The organism is Leptolyngbya sp. GB1-A1 (assembly GCF_039962475.1).
In the GTDB taxonomy this organism is placed as follows: Bacteria; Cyanobacteriota; Cyanobacteriia; order Elainellales; family Elainellaceae; genus Leptolyngbya_A.
The window spans coordinates 259,707-277,431 of the sequence record NZ_JAMPLI010000001.1; the positions used below are offsets into that span (position 1 = coordinate 259,707).

Annotated in this window: 14 protein-coding genes; 6 read left to right on the plus strand and 8 right to left on the minus strand. The window is 51.3% G+C overall.

Annotation, left to right across the window (positions count from 1 at the left end):
* Window positions 1–216: 216 nt before the first annotated feature.
* Both ftsZ and NDI45_RS01120 read left to right on the plus strand, forming a co-directional pair.
* Window positions 217–1,500, plus strand: a complete 1,284-nt coding sequence (gene ftsZ, locus NDI45_RS01115) for a cell division protein FtsZ (protein ID WP_190791236.1) — start codon at window positions 217–219, stop codon at window positions 1,498–1,500.
* Entirely contained in the window at window positions 1,501–2,424 is a 924-nt protein-coding gene (locus NDI45_RS01120; RefSeq protein WP_348245804.1) for a DMT family transporter, read from the plus strand.
* Window positions 2,425–2,538: 114 nt separating this feature from the next.
* On the opposite strand, the gene galE is transcribed toward NDI45_RS01120, so the two are convergent.
* Window positions 2,539–3,543, minus strand: coding sequence for a UDP-glucose 4-epimerase GalE (galE, locus tag NDI45_RS01125; RefSeq protein ID WP_190791234.1), 1,005 nt, complete (start codon window positions 3,541–3,543; stop codon window positions 2,539–2,541).
* Between the two features lie 164 nt (window positions 3,544–3,707).
* Here galE and NDI45_RS01130 point away from each other — a divergent pair, with 164 nt between their 5' ends.
* Complete coding sequence (locus tag NDI45_RS01130; protein WP_190791233.1) at window positions 3,708–5,162, plus strand: cobyrinate a,c-diamide synthase; 1,455 nt, start codon at window positions 3,708–3,710, stop codon at window positions 5,160–5,162.
* Window positions 5,163–5,238: 76 nt separating this feature from the next.
* The gene (locus NDI45_RS01135) at window positions 5,239–6,846 is read left to right on the plus strand and encodes a sodium:proton antiporter (RefSeq protein WP_348245805.1); all 1,608 of its coding nucleotides are present in this window, start codon (window positions 5,239–5,241) and stop codon (window positions 6,844–6,846) included.
* Window positions 6,847–6,880: 34 nt separating this feature from the next.
* Here the strand turns inward: NDI45_RS01135 and NDI45_RS01140 are convergent, their stop codons facing one another.
* From NDI45_RS01140 to cax, 7 genes are all read right to left on the minus strand, one after another.
* Window positions 6,881–7,582 (minus strand): ATP-binding cassette domain-containing protein, encoded by a 702-nt coding sequence (locus NDI45_RS01140; RefSeq protein ID WP_190791007.1) that lies wholly within the window; start codon window positions 7,580–7,582, stop codon window positions 6,881–6,883.
* 63 nt (window positions 7,583–7,645) lie between these two features.
* The gene (locus NDI45_RS01145; protein WP_348245806.1) at window positions 7,646–8,419 is read right to left on the minus strand and encodes an ABC transporter ATP-binding protein; all 774 of its coding nucleotides are present in this window, start codon (window positions 8,417–8,419) and stop codon (window positions 7,646–7,648) included.
* A gap of 309 nt (window positions 8,420–8,728) precedes the next feature.
* On the minus strand, window positions 8,729–9,685 hold the full coding sequence (locus tag NDI45_RS01150; protein WP_348245807.1) for a branched-chain amino acid ABC transporter permease: 957 nt from the start codon (window positions 9,683–9,685) through the stop codon (window positions 8,729–8,731).
* 35 nt (window positions 9,686–9,720) lie between these two features.
* Window positions 9,721–10,671: a branched-chain amino acid ABC transporter permease gene (locus tag NDI45_RS01155; RefSeq protein WP_348245808.1), complete on the minus strand. Its 951-nt coding sequence runs from the start codon at window positions 10,669–10,671 to the stop codon at window positions 9,721–9,723.
* Between the two features lie 396 nt (window positions 10,672–11,067).
* Window positions 11,068–12,297, minus strand: coding sequence for an ABC transporter substrate-binding protein (locus NDI45_RS01160; RefSeq protein WP_348245809.1), 1,230 nt, complete (start codon window positions 12,295–12,297; stop codon window positions 11,068–11,070).
* A 601-nt stretch (window positions 12,298–12,898) separates the two neighbouring features.
* The gene (locus NDI45_RS01165; protein ID WP_190789713.1) at window positions 12,899–13,579 is read right to left on the minus strand and encodes a TrkA family potassium uptake protein; all 681 of its coding nucleotides are present in this window, start codon (window positions 13,577–13,579) and stop codon (window positions 12,899–12,901) included.
* Window positions 13,580–13,670: 91 nt separating this feature from the next.
* Window positions 13,671–14,771: a calcium/proton exchanger gene (cax, locus tag NDI45_RS01170; protein ID WP_190789714.1), complete on the minus strand. Its 1,101-nt coding sequence runs from the start codon at window positions 14,769–14,771 to the stop codon at window positions 13,671–13,673.
* Window positions 14,772–15,508: 737 nt separating this feature from the next.
* Here cax and NDI45_RS01175 point away from each other — a divergent pair.
* Window positions 15,509–16,591, plus strand: coding sequence for a class I SAM-dependent methyltransferase (locus tag NDI45_RS01175; RefSeq protein WP_190790774.1), 1,083 nt, complete (start codon window positions 15,509–15,511; stop codon window positions 16,589–16,591).
* 195 nt (window positions 16,592–16,786) lie between these two features.
* Window positions 16,787–17,686 carry a ferritin-like domain-containing protein gene (locus tag NDI45_RS01180; protein ID WP_190790773.1) on the plus strand — a complete coding sequence of 300 codons (900 nt, stop codon included), beginning with the start codon at window positions 16,787–16,789 and terminating at the stop codon, window positions 17,684–17,686.
* Window positions 17,687–17,725: the final 39 nt, after the last annotated feature.

A 17,725-nucleotide genomic window follows, 5' to 3' on the forward strand; every position in this document is an offset into this window, starting at 1 on the left:
GTTAACTCAATGGTTCGACGCTTGCTTTCCAGGAATTCAGCGATTTCTCCTACAATTCTGCTAACAATGCAGAGCAAACCCGAATCAGGCAGCATAGACCAGGACAGTGCAGTGTAACCCCGAATTTAGATTTGGTTTTTCCTGCAACTTACCCTATATTTATCTAGAGTCATCCTGCTTTATAAAGCCTTTGAATCCTACACTATCTAAATTCCGATGACATTTAATAGTAGATTAGAAAATACCCATAACGACTCCCCTGATGCAAATCAGGGTAATTCCGCTTTGTCCATGAATTCAACTAACCCCTTTAGCTCAAACTCTGGGGTAAACTTGGGACAACGTGACGTCAAAGGCGCACTGGGAGAAGAAGCCAGGAGTGGAGAAATTGTGCCGAGTAGTGTAGCCAGAATTAAAGTCATTGGTGTAGGTGGTGGCGGCTGCAATGCCGTGAATCGGATGATTGCCAGCGGAGTTGCGGGCGTTGAATTTTGGACGGTGAATACCGATGCCCAGGCGTTGACTTATACGGCTTCTTCAAGCTGTCTGCAAATTGGGCAGAAGCTGACGCGAGGCTTGGGTGCAGGAGGAAATCCGGCGATCGGGCAAAAGGCAGCAGAAGAGTCTCGTGATGAGATCGCGGCTGCGCTGGAAAATGCGGATCTCGTCTTCATCACCGCAGGCATGGGTGGCGGCACGGGAACGGGAGCTGCGCCGATCGTGGCAGAGGTTGCCAAAGAAGTCGGTGCGCTGACGGTCGGAGTTGTAACCCGTCCTTTCACTTTTGAGGGCAAACGCCGCACTAATCAGGCAGACGAAGGCATTTCTGGACTGCAAACCCGCGTTGATACGCTGATTATTATTCCGAACGACAAGCTGCTGACGGTCATCTCAGAGCAGACGCCTGTTCAGGAAGCATTCCGTGTGGCAGACGATATTCTGAGGCAAGGGGTGCAGGGTATCTCCGATATCATTACCATTCCTGGTCTGGTGAACGTGGACTTTGCCGACGTGCGGGCAGTGATGGCAGACGCAGGTTCTGCGCTGATGGGCATCGGGGTTGGTTCGGGCAAGTCCAGAGCCAGGGAAGCCGCCACCACCGCGATTTCTTCGCCACTGCTGGAATCGTCGATCGACGGAGCAAAGGGCGTAGTCTTCAATATCACAGGCGGTAGCGATCTCACCCTGCACGAAGTGAATGCGGCGGCTGAGATTATTTACGAAGCAGTAGACCCCAACGCCAATATTATCTTTGGGGCAGTGTTAGACGATCGGCTTCAGGGCGAAGTGCGAATTACGGTGATCGCGACCGGATTTTCGACTGAACCTCAGCCCCAGCCTGCTCAAACCTCTAGAGTGTCTCCCTTAAAACGAACGCCTCCTGCCCCGCCAACGATGACCCCGCCTCCGCAGCCGCTTCCCCCGACTTCAGAGCCGCGCACCAAACCGGGACTCGATATTCCTGAATTTCTTCAGCGTCGCCGTCCACCCAAATATTAAATGGCTGTCCCGACGCGTCCTTCACCCTGGACAATCGGGCTGATTTTGACGATCGGCGTGCTGTCGGTTTCTGCGTCGGCAGTTTTCATTCGGCTAGCATTGCAGGCAGCAGGCGTGTCAGGCGTGGGGTTTAGTTTGGTGCTAGCGGCAAGTCGGTTGACGATCGCCTCTCTCATCCTGGCTCCCACCTGGAGGAACTTTGCTGGCTTCAAGCTCTCGCCGCGCAGCTATAGCTTCTCGATCGCCGCAGGTGCATTTTTAGCAATTCATTTTGCCACCTGGATCACGTCGCTGTCCTATACTTCGATCGCAGCTTCGGCAACGCTGGTGACGACCAATCCCGTGTGGGTTGCGCTGCTGTCCTGGCTCTGGCTGGGGGAAAAGCTAAACAAGCTGACGATCAGCGGAATTGCCGTGACGCTGCTAGGGGGCGGACTGGTTGCGCTGGGCGGAAATACCGCAATGGGCGCAGGCAGCAACCCGCTCTTGGGAAATGCACTGGCATTGATTGGCTCCTGGGCGGTCAGCCTTTACTTTTTGTTGGGACGAGAAGCACAGCAGCAGGGACTCTCGATCGGCAATCATCTCGTGCTCACTTACACAACAGCGGCTCTGCTCCTATTCCCTCTGCCGTTGCTGTTAGGTACAGGCTACACCGGGTATCCGATCGCCGTGTATGGTTATATTCTGCTAATTGCTTTATTTCCGCAGCTTATTGGACACAGCAGCTTGAATTGGGCAGTGCGCTGGGTATCGCCAACATTGGTGACGCTGACCATTTTGGCAGAACCTGTAGGGTCGAGTTTGCTGGGGGCGATCGTCTTTCAGGAGAATCCAGGTTTTGGGGTGCTCCTGGGAGCGATCGTGATTCTGAGCGGAGTTGCGATTGCTGCTTGGGGGTCGCGATCGGTTCAGGACCAGTAGGATGCTAACGGCATGGGCTTCCTGCATGCCCAAATTAAATCAGCGGTGGGATGGGCATCTGCTTTGGGCAAGTGAGGACACCCACCCCACTAATATTCCCCATTAATATTCAATTCAATCGGCGGGATGGCGGCGTTGATGCCAGTTCCAGGCATCACGGAGAATCTGGTGAATATCAGCGTGTTGGGGATGCCAGCCAAGGATTTCTTTTGCCTTGCCGCTACTGCCGATTAGAGCGGGGGGATCGCCGGGACGACGATCGCATTCCACGACTTTGATCTCTCGTCCGGTCACTTCTCTGGCAGCGTCGATCACCTGCTTCACCGAGAAACCGCTGCCGTTACCCAGATTAAATTTCGCACTCTCCTTGCCCTGCATCAGATATTCCAACCCCAGAACGTGCGCTGATGCCAGGTCTGTGACATGGATATAGTCACGAATGCAGGTTCCGTCGGGCGTGGGGTAGTCTGTGCCAAAGACGGAAATCGAATCGCGCTTGCCCAGAGCTGTCAGCAGCACCAGGGGAATCAGGTGAGTTTCAGGCTGGTGATCTTCACCGAGCCGTCCTTCGGGATCGGCACCTGCGGCGTTGAAATAGCGAAAACAGACCGACTTCAGCCCATAAGCCACATCAAAATCCGCCAGAATGCGCTCGACCATCAGCTTCGTTGCCCCATAGGGATTGATCGGGTTTTGAGGATGATCTTCAGGAATCGGCACCGCAGTCGGAATGCCGTAGGTGGCGCAGGTTGAGGAAAACACAAACTTTTTGATATTGGCAGCGACCATTGCTTCTAGCAGCGTCAGCGTTCCAACCACGTTGTTTTGGTAATATTTCGCTGGATCGGTCACGGACTCACCCACGTAGGCATAGGCAGCAAAGTGCATCACGGCAGCAATGTCACGGCTAGCGAAAAGCTGATCCATCAATGCCCGATCGCTTGTATCACCCACGATGAGTTCAACTTTCAGCACGTCTTCGACCAGTTCGCGATGCCCATAGACCAGGTTGTCGAGCACGACCACGTTATAGCCTGCCTGCTGGAGTGCTAGCACTGCATGGGAGCCAATGTAGCCTGCGCCACCCGTTACTAAGATCGTTGGTTTTGCCTCAGACACGTGCCTTCCCTCCTGATAATTGCTTACATCACCATAGCGATTTTCGTCGATCGATCGCCTCTGCCGCTTGGGGTTTGATTAATTCTTTATCGAACTCTAAAGCAAGAGCGTTTGCTTTTTGGCAAGATGAAGGCGCACCTCATCAGGACAGATTAGGAAGAAGAATGGCGGTGGTGATTGCAGGCGATCGAAGTGGAGTGGGAAAAACAACTGTCACGCTGGCGTTGCTGGCAGCACTGCGGCAGTGGGGATCAGTGCAATCTTTTAAGGTTGGACCCGACTATATCGACCCGATGTTTCACTCGTATGTGACCGGGCGATCGTGTCGCAATCTTGATCCGGTTCTGACTTCTGAGGCGTATGTGCAGCAGTGTTTCAGCCAGCAGACGCAAACGGTAGACTATGCGCTGGTGGAAGGCGTCATGGGACTCTTTGACGGGGCAGGAGCATCCGATTGGGCAAGTACCGCACATATTGCTCGTTTGCTCGATTTGCCCATCCTGCTGGTGCTGGACTGCGGCCGCATGGCACGATCGATCGCCGCTTTAGTCCACGGATTTCGATCGTTTGATCCCACTCTGCGGTTTGCTGGGGTTGTTCTGAATCGGGTCGGCAGCGATCGACATCTGGAACTGCTGCAAGCTTCCCTGGAACCGCTGAATTTACCGATTTTGGGTGTGCTGCGTCGTCAGGCAGAAATTACGATTCCCGATCGCCATTTGGGGCTGGTTCCGACGGATGAATTGCCGCAGATGCAGGATTTGCTCGATCGGTTGGGGACTCTGGGGCGGGAGGGGTTTGATTGGGAAAAGCTGTTGCCGTTGATCGAGGCGGGAAAGGGAATAGGCCCTCAGGCGAACCGCCCCCTAAATCCCTCTATTCTGGGAGATTTTGAGATGCAGCGTGTGGAAATTCCATCGAGCGGTATTCCTTCCTTTATGGCGACTGAAGCACAAACTGATCGGTTGCGGGTTTCGCTGGGCGAGAATCGTCCTCGCATTGCAGTTGCTCGCGATCGAGCGTTTAGCTTTTACTACGCGGACAATCTGGATTTGCTCGAAACACTGGGGGCAGAGCTAGTTGACTGGAGCCCGTTAATTGATTCTGAACTGCCCGCAGGCGTGAACGGTTTGTATTTTGGCGGAGGATTCCCGGAGGTTTTTGCGGCTGAACTTGAGGCAAATTCGCAGGCACAGGCATCGGTGCGATCGGCAGTTTTAGCCGGAATGCCAACTTATGCAGAATGTGGGGGGCTGATGTATCTGAGCCAGGGTATTGTCGATTTTGAGGGGCAATCCTGGCAGATGGTGGGAATTTTGCCCACTATCGCCCAGATGGGCAAACGGCTGACCCTGGGCTATCGGCAGGCGATCGCCTTGCAGGACAGTCCTTTATTACCGCAACAGGCGATGGTTTGGGGACATGAGTTTCATCGATCGACTTTGACTCAGCCTCCAGTTCCACCGCTTTATCAGATCCGGGGTTATGATGCCACCAGTTCAGTTTCGACTGAAGGATGGCGGCTACATCAGGTTCATGCGTCCTATGTGCATCTGCATTGGGGTGGCGATCGCCGCATTCCATTCAATTTTTTGAGAGCTTGCGGGCAGTTTGAGTAGGGCAATGGCAGCCTGTGACCTGTAGCCATGTGTCAGCCATGCGTCGTTTTCGGTTCTTTCCTCCGTTCTTTCCATCATGTCCTTATCGATCGTGCTTGCTGAAATTCAAGAAGTGAGCCTGCCGTCTCAGGGGAGCTTTGAAGAAATTGTCGTTGGTTGGATTATTCTGCTGCTGGTAGCGACGGGGGTTGCGCTGCTGTCGCGCTGGTTTCGCATTCCCTATGTGACCGGATTAGTGCTGGCAGGTTTAGTTATCGCGCCCTGGATTCCCGATCGCGTCAGTCTTGATTCGTCGCTGATTTTGAATTTGTTTCTGCCGATTCTACTGTTTGAGGCGGCGATCAATACCGATGTTAGTCGGCTCCGCAGCACGGTCAAGCCGATTTCGCTGTTGGCAGGTCCGGGCGTGGTAATTGCAACGGCGGTGACGGCGATCGGCATCAAATATGCGCTGAATCTGCCCTGGATTACGGCTCTGATTCTGGGCGTGATTTTGGCGATTACGGATACGGTGTCAGTGATTGCGGTGTTTAAGGAAGTTTCCGTTCCGTCGCGGCTGACGACGATCGTGGAAGGCGAAAGCTTATTTAACGACGGCGTTGCGCTGGTGCTATTTAATCTGGTCTTGCAGGCGAACCTGAATGGCTCTGTGACGATCGCCGATGGCTTTGAAGCCTTGATTGTGGTGATTGTGGGCGGTACGTTGGTGGGGCTGGCGTTGGGCTATCTGGGGGCAGGACTGTTTGCCCGATCGGATGACAACCTCAGTAGCATTCTGCTGACTGTAGCACTGGCGTTAGGTACGTTTCAGGTAGGTCACACGTTAGGAGTGTCGGGCGTGGTGGCGGTTGTGGTGGCAGGGCTGATGGTGGGCAACGTGGGGCAGTCGCGTCAGGTGGCAGCTTCTAACCGCGTCACGCTCTATAGCTTCTGGGAATATGCCGGATTTGGCGTAAACACGTTTATCTTTTTGCTGATTGGGGTGGAGGTGAATCTAATTTCCCTCTGGCAGACGCTTCCCGCCGTGCTGCTGGCAATTTTGACGTATCAAATTGGGCGAATTCTCGCGGTTTATCCCTTGCTGACGCTGGCAGGCTGGATCGATCGCCCCATTCCCCCTCGCTGGAAGCACGTTTTATTTCTGGGCAATATCAAAGGATCGCTGTCGCTTGCGCTTGCCCTCAGCCTTCCCGAACTGCTGCCTGGCCGCAGCGATGTCATTACGATTGTCTTTGGTGCAGTTCTTCTTTCCCTTGTCGGTCAGGCCTTGAGTCTTCCCTGGTTTGTGAAACGGCTCCGGCTTTCCGCAGTCTCCCCGACTCAGCAGCACACCGAAGAACTGAGGGCGCAGCTCATTATTGCCAAAGCCGCCCAGGATGAACTCGACAGCCTGCTAAAATCCGGCGTTTTGCCCAAAGCGATTTATGAGGAAATGCGATCGAGCTATCAGGTACAAATTGTGAAAGCCGAGAGAGCGTTGCGCGATCTGTATAACCAGTGGGCGATCGACGTTGCCACCGGAAAAGGACAATCTTCACGCCTGAACGGAATTCACCGTCGCTTATTGCTGGTTGAAAAGGGCGCATTGGCGGAAGCCGTTCGTCGGGGTATTTTGACCGATGACACTGCAAAAGATCAGCTTCGCCAGATTGATGAGAAACTGCTGAAACTGGGAGAGGATTAATGGCTTGTTTGGGAAAGCACTAGAATTTTGCTCACTATCCCAAATAAGCTTTGCGAATTCGCTCATCGCTCAATAACTTCGAGGCGTCGCTAGTCAACGTCATCTGCCCTGCTTCCAGCACATAGACCCGATCGGCGGTTTGCAGTGCCAGGTTTGCGTTTTGTTCGACCAGCAAAACCGTGACTCCAGCATCGCGAAGCTGACGAATCACCGAAAAAATTTCTCGGACGATTTGCGGCGCGAGTCCTAAGCTCGGCTCATCCAGCAGCAGCAGACGGGGACGGCTCATCAGGGCACGGGCGATCGCCAGCATTTGCTGTTCCCCGCCGCTCAGAGTTCCGGCAAGCTGATTGCGTCGTTCGCCCAGTCGCGGAAAGGTGAGAAACTGTTTCTCGATATCCGATTTGATGCCGAGGCGATCGTTTCGTGTGAATGCACCCAGTTCTAAATTCGTGAGTACAGTCTGTCGTGCCAGAACTCGCCGTCCTTCCGGGCTGTGGGCAATGCCAAGCTTCACCATCTGACTGGGTGCGAGACGAGTGATCGCCTGTCCGCGATAGAAAATCTGTCCACGAACCGGATCGACCAATCGCGAGATCGCCCGCAGTGTTGTACTTTTGCCCGCTCCGTTTGCGCCGATTAGGGTGACAATTTCGCCCTCGGCAACATCCAACGTCAGATCTTGCAATGCCTGAACTGCACCATAGTTCACGGATAAATTTTGGATTTGCAGCAGTGATTTTGCCATGTTGATTTCTGATTGCCCCGTTTTTCGATCGCCCCATCTCAACGCCAAACGCTATTCACCCAGATAAGCCGTGATCACTGCCGGATCATTTCGCACCGTTTCAGGGTTGCCCAAAGCAATGAGCTGTCCAAAGTCGAGCACCGCAATTCGATCGCAGAGTCCCATCACTAGGGGCACATGATGTTCGATCAGCAGCACGGTTAGATTGAATCGATCGCGAATCTCCCGAATCAGATCGCTCAGTCCACCCTTTTCGTTCGTGTTCATTCCGGCAGCAGGCTCATCGAGCAGCAAAAGCTGAGGTTCGACGGCGAGGGCGCGAGCGAGTTCTAGTCGTCGCTGGTCGCCATACGCTAGATTTCGGGCAGTTTGCTGTGCCTTGTCTGCTAACCCCACCAACTCCAGCAGAGAAAACGCTTTGAGCTGAGTTTCCTGTTCTTCGGCGATCGCTTTAGGCATTCCGACGATCGACTGCATCAGATTCGCATTGGTATGCAGATAGCGGGCAATGGCGACGTTTTCCAGCACTGAAAGATTGCCAAATAGCCGCAAATTTTGAAACGTGCGAGCAATTCCCCGGCGGGCAATTTGGTGCGGACGCTGACGGACGATCGATCGTCCCTGATAAAAAAGCTGTCCACTCGAAGGCGGAATTAAGCCCGTGATCACGTTAAACAAAGTCGTTTTCCCGGCTCCATTCGGACCAATCAACCCAAAAATTTCGCCTTGCTGAATGCCAAACGATACATTATTCACCGCAACTAAACCACTGAATCGTCGAGTAATCTGCTGAATTTCAAGAAGGAAAGACGTTTCGGAAACCATTGTTTTAATGGGGATTGGGAGAGAGGCGATCGGGTATCTGAGTGAGGATAAAGGATTTGCGCTCGTGTCTTTTCAGTCTGTTTTGGAATGATTTGTCTTGGAATGATTTGTCTTGGAATAATTTATTTTTGAAGGTTGTTTGAGGAGTAGTAGAAGATCTTGTATTGCCCCTCAATTCTCCAATGCTAGAGAACTTTGAAGTTCGTAAAAGGCTGAGTCCCCTTTAAAGTAGAGAGATTGTTAAATTAGAGAAATTATGGGAGCGGTTTGAGTGAGCTATCACGCTTTAAACATCTTCTTACAGGCATTTCAAAATTCTGCTTTAATTGGCTTTTTTTCACGCTTAAATCTGCCACCAATTTGCTTCAACAATTCTGGCGTGATAATGCCCTGTGGATAAAAAATGCTGCTGAGAACAATGAGTAATCCATAGAGAATCAGCCGACCATCTTGCAAAAAATCTGTTAGCCAAGCAGGTAAGCCTGCAATGCCGCCGATCGCCCTCAGCACTTCGGGTAAAGCAGTCAGCACCATGCCGCCCACAACCGGACCCACAAAAGTTCTTGACCCGCCGCTTAATACAAACGCAAGGTAAACAATACTGGCATCAAATGTACCCTGCCTCGCATTCCAGGTATTCAAAAAATGGGCACTAACCGCTCCCACAACTCCTGCTAAAACTGCTCCCAAGGTAAAGGAAAGAACTTTATAGCGTGTCGGATTAATGCCCACTGTGGCAGCAGCTAACTCATCTTCGCGAATTGCCCGCATGACTCGCCCAGTTTCAATTCGCTCCAGCCGATGGAGAAATACCATGCTTAGCAACAGCAAAGGTAAAGCAATCCACAAATAGCCGATTTGTGTAGAGAAAGGCTGCGGAATGCCGAAAATTCCCACTGCCCCACCCGTAATTTCTAAATTTAGCGAAAGCACTCTTAGAATCTCGACAAATGCGATCGTTGCAATTGCCAGATAAATTCCTCTCAATCGCAGAACCGGAATACCTAAAACCACGGCAAGGATTGCTGAAACGATCGCCGCAATTGCCATTTCAACAAATACATAAACCAGCGGAAAGGTGCTGCCAGAAAACTTAAAAACCTGAGTCGAAAGAATCGCTGCAATATAGCCTCCTAACGCATAAAATCCGGGCGATGCCAGCGACAGTTGACCTGCCATAAGCGGCAAATAAACCGAAAGCCCCAGCATTGCCCCGAATAGCATGGAGACAATTAGAAAACCGTAGGTATTGAGGAAGGAGAGCATTGAGGGGTGGAGATGAGGAGGTAAGGAGATGGGGGTTAGACTTTTTGGGCGAAGGTGCGTCCCAGAAGACCCTGGGGGCGAACGAGGAGGACGATAAAGAGGAGGGCGAAGGCGATCGCTTCTTTGTAGCCTGAATAGTCGGCGGGGACGAAAGCCTCTGCCAAACCGATCACCAGCCCGCCCAAAACCGCTCCAGGAATATTACCTAATCCGCCTAGCACAATCACGCCTAAGCCTTTTAAGCCGAACGAGATGCCAAAATAGGGCCCGGCAATGCTGACGCTGGAGCCAACTAATGTGCCTGCAACGCCGCCGAGAAAGCCGCTGAGGAAAAAAGTTAGCGTGATAAATTTTTCGGTGTTAATGCCTAAAAGACTGGCGGTTGTTGCGTCTTCTGCAACAGCTTGCAGTGCCTTACCAATGCGCGTGAAGCTAATCAGATAGGTCAGGATTGCAACCAGAACGGCAGACACGCCAAAGATCACGACTTGAACAGTTCTAATCGGCACGGGACGATCGGCTGTGCCAAAGTTCACCGAAGCAGGTAAATTGCCGTAGATATTGTCAGAAAAGGTATAAATTTCTGCGCCGACGAGATACTGAATCAAATTGACAATTACCACTGCCATACCCAGACTCGAAACCAGCGTTAATAGCGAATCTGCCTTACGCTTTCGCAGCGAACGAAAGGCAAATCGCTCAATCAAAACCGAGGCGAATCCCGCAATTAAACTGCCAAAAATCAGGGCAAGCAGGAAGGGGAATTGAATCGGTAATGCTGCATTTGCCAATAGTCCATTAAATCCAAATTTGCCGCCCGTTAACGTGTAGGTAAAATAGGCTCCCAGCGTGAAAACGGCTCCATGAGCAAAGTTAATAATGCCAAGAATTGAGAAGATCAGCGTGTAGCCCAGAGCAAAGATGGCATAGACGCTGCCGATCGATAATCCATTGAGAAGCTGCTGCAGAAAGACGGTGAAATCCATAGGAAGAAGAAGCGAAGTCAATCAGGGGATCGATCGGGGTTTTAACAAGTTGTTTCAGGAGTCTTCGAGATCCTGCATTGCCCCCCACATTCCCTAATATTGGGGAACTTTGAACTTGAGAAGGCGTATTTCCTGCCAAGTTAGAGAGTTAGCAGAGCGAATTAAAGCACAATTGCGGCTTTTCAGAGATACTTTGATGCTTTATTTGACGCTTTGGAGGCGATCGATCCAATCAAAGATAGAGAAGGTAATACTCACCTTATCAATCTTGCAAGCCTCATCCTCAAAACCGTTTTCGACTCTGCTAAAAACAGATCCTTCTTCAGTCTCAAAATCCCTCATTAACGGGAAATTTAAGAAGCAACGCAGAACCTACGCGACTTCTCAAATATCCTACTACTTCAAGAATTCAAATCGTCCGTTATTGCCGTCCGCGTCCATCTTGATTTGTGCGACATAAAACTGGCTCTGCTGAATTTCGCCTTCAGGATCAAAGGCAATTGAACCGATCGGCGTTTCGTAGTTGCCTGCCAGAATTTCTTTGTTGAGTTCCGATCGCAGTTGCTCTAGCGATAGAGTATTGAGCTTGGTTTTGTTATCAAGTGATTTGAGTGCTTCAACAAACACCTGAACGCCTGTAAATGCCTGGGCACTAAACTGAGGCGGCTCTTTCTGATTTTGTGATTTGTAGGCTTCGCGGAATGCTTTGTTAATCGGATTATCAAGTTCCGGGCTGTATGCTTGAGCAATCAAAATGCCGTCGCAATCTTTCTTGCAAACCGGAAAGATGTTCGATGTATTCAAACCGTTACCACCAATAATCGAGCCCTGATAACCCAGATCGCGAAGCTGCTTCACCAAGTTGCCGCCGTCTGCTGCCAAACCAGAAATAATCACCAGTTCAGGATTGGTATTAATGGCATTTGTTGCTTGAGTTTGAAAATCGGTGTCCGTCGTCTGGAACTTTTGCACCGTGGTGAGATTCAGATTCGCTTCCTTCACAGCATTCTGAAACGTTTCGGTTTCTGATTTGCTGAAGGCATCATTTTGAGCAAACAGAACGGCAACGTTTTTGATGTTGGGATTGATCGTCAAAGCCGTCTTTAGCGCGTTTGGAGCCACAACCGCAACCGGAGCCGACACCCGCGCAATATATTCGCCGATCTGGGGAATTCCCTTTGCCGTATTCGATGGAGCCAGTACTGGAACTTTAGCGCGATCGGCAACTGGATCGGCAGCAAACGCCTGCTGGGAAAGGGTTGGTCCGACAATACCGACCACTTTGTCTTGAGTAATCAGCGCGTTAAAAGCGTTAATCGTGCCCTGCTCATCGCCTGCGGTGTCCTGGAGTACGAGCCTGATCGGAGTTCCGTTCACGCCGCCTTGGTCATTGAAGTAGGTTTCAGCAATTTTTGCGCCAAGTACCTGTTCCTGACCTAACAGAGCAACGTTGCTGGTTTGCGCTACGGCGACCCCAATGGGAATTGCATTCCCTGTTGCCCCAGAACCGCCCGATGAACCAGTCGAGGCTGCCTGGTCAGGCGTATTCGTTTGGGCACAGGCAACAATCAGAGAAAACGTGAATAGAGACAGCAGTAATTTTGTAACGATTCTTCTTGAAAACATTTTTAGGAATCTCCAATCGAATTTTATTTATTAAGGATTTGTGCTTTGCGGTCAGTTGTTAATTAGCCGTCCTTATTTTTGAAATCAACTTTAGCCGTCGATCGCTTTTGCAACTGCAATGAGAACTCAATGTAGGGGTAGAACTCCTAATTCGGAGAACGACTTCCTAGCCCTCTCGATTCTGATATTCTCAGCAGCCTGGCGACAGCAACCTAATCGATCGCACTCATCCTGTCTCAGTAGGATTTCATCTCAAACGAATAGCCCCAACTCAATCAAATCAGCCGAGCCAATTCGATTAGGAAAAATCTTACCTAATCAAAATTGATTCAACTGAATCTAGACGATCTCTTAGTTTATACGCAGCTTTGATATGACTTGAATGATTATTACAAAGACTTAATCGGGCAGGCTTAAATTGTGAGTTTATTCACCCAGACTGTATTCGCCCAGTCTATGATGCGATAGCAAAAGCATAAATTTCTACACTATTCAAAAATTATTTAAGAACCCTCGAAAATCACTCGATCGCCCCAGAATTCCTGCAAGCCTAAATACTGCCCTACCTAATTCCCCCTTATCTCCTTATCTCCCCATTCCCTTATCTCTCCACCCCCTGCATATAATCAATCACCTGATGCAACACCCCCGGCTTCGTCACCATCAGCACCGTCGAGTCACCCTCAATTACCGTATTGCCGTTGGGAATGATCAGATCCTCATGCGGGTGTGCCTGATAGCCAATAATCAGCAGTCCTTCGGGAAATTGGGGGTCTTGCGCTAGCTCTACCAAACGATGACCGACGATCGCCGAAGTTGAGGGAATTGGCAGCTTTAAGACTTCGATCTGATCCTGCTCAAAGTGCATCATTGACTCCACCTGGGGATACTCGATCGCATTCACCATTGTGGAAACTGCCAGATCCACCGCATTGGTAATCGATGTTGCTCCGGCAATCCGATAGGGTTCGGCGAAGTCGCGATGGCGCATTCTCACCAGAATTTGCGGCACGCCGTAGTGTTTCGCCAGGGCAACCATTGCCAGATTCAGCGCATCTTCTCGTAGGACGGCAGCGAGCACATCTGCTTTGCGAATGCCTGCTTCCATCAGCAGATCAGTACTCACCGCACTCCCTTCAAATGCCATCACGCCGAGCTGCTCACGGGCATAGCGACAGGCAACCGGATCGATGTCAATCAGGGCGATCGTGTGTCCTAGATCGACCAGCCTTTGCGCCAGGTTTAGTCCCATTAGTCCGGCTCCGCCAATCAAAACGTACATTCACCCTCCGATATTCGCAAATTGAGGCAAGCGGGCATTGAACGAGATCAAGATTCAAGTAACGAGATTCAAGCAGGATTGATGAATGAAATTAGTTCACCGCAGACACGATCGCCGGATGGAAATAGAACGCGGCTCCCAAAACGGTATAAGTTGCCAGCAGCAGCACGCCCTCCAGCCAGTTCGATCGCCCATCTAAGCTAATCAGGTTCGCAATAATCACGGCGATCGTCACCGCAACGACTTCAAACAAATTGAAATTCAAATCCATTGGCTGTCCGATCGCCTGCCCAACCAGCACCAGTAGCGGCGCCACCAGCAGCGCAACCAGCAGACTTGATCCCATCGCTACCGAGACAGACAGATCCATATTGTCTTTCATCGCCACCCGCACGGCAGTCACATATTCGGCAGCACCCCCTACCAGCGGCAGCAAAATCACGCCTGTAAAGAGCGGGGTGAGTCCCAATCCGGCTGTCGCTTCCTCAACCGCACCCACAAAGATCTCAGACTCAAAGGCAACTCCGATCGTCGCAGCCAGCAACACGCCAATCCAAAGGGTTAGATTCGGTTTCTCATGCGGTTCTCCCGATTCGCCTTCTTCCAGGTCAGCCAGTCCAACTTCATAGAGATAGCTGTGCGTCTTTAGCGAAAACAGCAGCGTCAGCGCATAAACCGCAATCAGGACGATCGCCACCGTTGCCGAAAGCTGGCTGATCGCCTGGGGCGCAACCCCCTGCGAAGTCGAAACTACCGTTGCCGGAAGCACGATCGCCGTTACTGCCAGCGTCATCGTTGAGCCGTTCACCCGTGCCACGATCGGCTTAAATTCCTGCTCTTTGTAGCGCAGCCCGCCCAGCAGCATCGACAACCCCATCACCAGCAGCAAATTGCTAATAATTGTTCCGGTAATGCTGGCTTTCACGATTTCCACCAAGCCTTCCTTGAGTGCAACCAGCGCGATGATTAGCTCTGTGGCATTGCCAAATACCGCATTCAGCAAGCCCCCGATCGACGGACCCGAAACAACCGCAACTTCCTCGGTGGCAGTGCTGAGCCAGATCGCCAAAGGCACGATCGCGATTGCGGCAGTGAAAAACACGGCTAAAGCACCCCACCCTAGCCGCTCGGCAGCGATCGAAATCGGAATGAAGATAAGCAAACCGAACGAAGTCAAATTTTTAATCGACATAGCAGACAGACGAATAGAACTGGGCATCCTGCAATCAAGACGCTGCCCTCTAGCATGACTCAAGTTTACTTTTCGCTCAAGAATGTGAGTGGCTGCGATCGCCCTGCAGGGGAAATTGTTTTGCATTGAATGATGCTGTTTGATCAGAGCAGCACACGAACCACCGCTCTAGGGACTGTCGCTTCGTGCTCAAAAATCGCGATAGCCCTTGATTTCCTTGCTAGAATGCCGCTTTCGGTGGATGTCATTAAGCAATCCTACTTCTTAGGCTGTAATACAATTGCTCTATTCAGCCTGCTTCATTAGAGGATGTTTAAGAAGTATCAAAGGTGCTGCCTTTGCCCCCAACCCCCAATCTAAGGGCTTCCGATGCAGTCTTTACTTTTGTTCAAAGTTCCCTAATCCTGGGCTTCAATCCCAGGCTTTTGCCCACTGTATTCCATTCAAAGTCCATTCAAGTCTATTTAAAATCTCCCTTGATAAGGAACAGAAAGGGAAACTGTGGGGGCGGTTCGAATCACTATCTCCACTTTTCAAACCTCTTCTGAAACAGGAGTTAGCTGATTTTGAGACAGACGACCGATTGCCCTGGGGCATAGGTTCTCATTCAGTAGTTCTCATAAAGTTTTCAGAAGTCCAACATTCATAATTTCTTCGTTACACTTATTCATAGTCTGTTAGTTCATAGTCTTGTTACCCACCCTTTTCAAGTTCTAACCGCTAATCTAATCGATCTCATGGCTGAGACTCTCACTAAACTGACCTACCAAGCCTTGCAGCAAGGCAAAAGCATTTTTAGCGTCGCTCATAAAGCAATCAGCACGCAAGCGATGCACCTCTTTGCTCCCAACGCTAAACAGGAGGTCGAACCTTGGACGCCTGAGCTGTTGGCGACGGTGCAGCAGCGCATGGACAAAATTCTGGCGCAGGACTGGCAGGATGCAGAGCAGGGCATTTACCCCGAAAGCCTGCTGTTTGATGACCCATGGGATGAGTTTGTGCTGAACTATCCCACCGTGATTCTGGACATGATTGGCATCTGGGAGCGGATCGGCGGCAAACGCTATCAAGAGTTCGATCGCGACATTCAAAAAGACGCCTATCCCCGCTACTATCTGCAAAACTTCCATTACCAGACTGACGGCTACCTAAGTGATCATTCCGCCAACCTTTACGATTTGCAGGTCGAGCTGCTGTTTAATGGGGCGGCGGATGCGATGCGGCGACGGGTACTGGCTCCCCTGAAGCAGGGACTCAGCGCGTTTGACGTACCACCTCATCAGATTCGGGTGCTGGATGTTGCCTGCGGAACAGGGCGCACCCTTCGCATGATTCGCGGAATGCTGCCGGATGCGGCTCTGTTTGGCACGGATCTCTCTCCGGCTTATCTCCGCAAGGCAAATCAGTTGCTCTCTCAACGATTACCCCTTGGGGGAACCGCAAAGCAATCGGGCGAACTGCCTCAGCTAATGCAGGCAAATGCCGAAGAACTTCCCTACCAGGACAACTTCTTCCACGGTCTGACCTGCGTTTTCCTGTTCCACGAACTTCCCGCAGAGGCGCGTCAGCAGGTGATTCAGGAATGTTTCCGGGTACTGCAACCGAGCGGTACTTTGGTGGTTTGCGATTCGATTCAGATGAGCGATTCACCCGAACTGGCTCCCGCAATGCGAAACTTTCCAATCATGTTCCACGAGCCGTATTACCGCCACTATGTCACCGACGACATGACGACACGGCTGGAAAAAGCTGGGTTCATCGTTGCTGAACCGGAAGTTCACTTTATGAGCAAATATTGGGTTGCCCGCAAGCCTTCGTAGGAAAGGGCTGAGAGCCTGTTTGAGAAGTCGCAAAGCTTTCGATCGCCCCCTAAATTTCCTAACGTTGGGGAGCTTGAGCCATAGACCGGGCTCGGTTCCCTATCCAAGCATCACTTCTCACCCGTCCCCACCCCTCGATTCCCTGACTCATCCCCCCATCTGTCCATCCACCCCCTACTCCCCCACCTTAAACCGATGACAGTCACGTACCCACGCAAACTCACCAGTTCCTTTGGCTCCTTCAGTGCTCGTGATGTGCTGAAAATGGTTGTTCAAGACCGGGAACTGCACCTACTCACCCTTAACCGCTACCGCTATAGCGAACAGCGAAGCTGCAAGGACTTAACTGACGTAATCGAACAGCTCAATGGCAAATGTCCTGAGCTAATCCGCGATTTGTCGCACCATATTTCAGATGAGTCTCGCCATGCCATGTGGCTAACGGATTTGCTAGTTGATCTGGGTGCAGAAGTGAATACCCCGCCCGGTGCATCATACATTGACGAGTTCGAGCGGTTGCTCGATCGCGAATACCTCAACGCTGAAGAAAATCTGGATGACGGCCTTATCTCTGCACTGGCAGCGATCAATGTCACGGAAAAGCGCGGCTGTGAGTATTTCTCTGCTCATATCTATGCCCTGAAGCAAGCTCCCCAAACCGAGGAAAACATCAAAATTCGAGAGACGATCGAGCGTATCCTGCCCGAAGAAGCGGGGCACGTTCGCTGGGGCAACCGCTGGTTGGGAAAACTGGCAGATCAAAGTCCTGAACATCGGCAGAAGGTCGAGCAGGCAAAACGCAAATATGCGGCGATCGAGCAGGCAGCGTTTGAAGGTGGTATGGACATTACCCTTGGCGCAGAGCTACGGCGCGTTGGCAAATTGGTGGATATCGCCAATACCCTTCCACTGTGGCAGCGGGCAGGCTATTTGATGGAACGTCTGCCCCAAACCCTGCTGGCTCCCGATCTTCAGCAAACCCGACTCATGGCAGTGCAGCGAGTGATGGAGCGCGACCCCAAAGCCCTGATGGAACGATTTGTCCCAATGTTTCTCAGCAGTCTAACGCGCAACACTCAGCAGACCTCAAAGTAGATTCTGCATTAGCACATTGAATCTGGTTGGATCTGAATC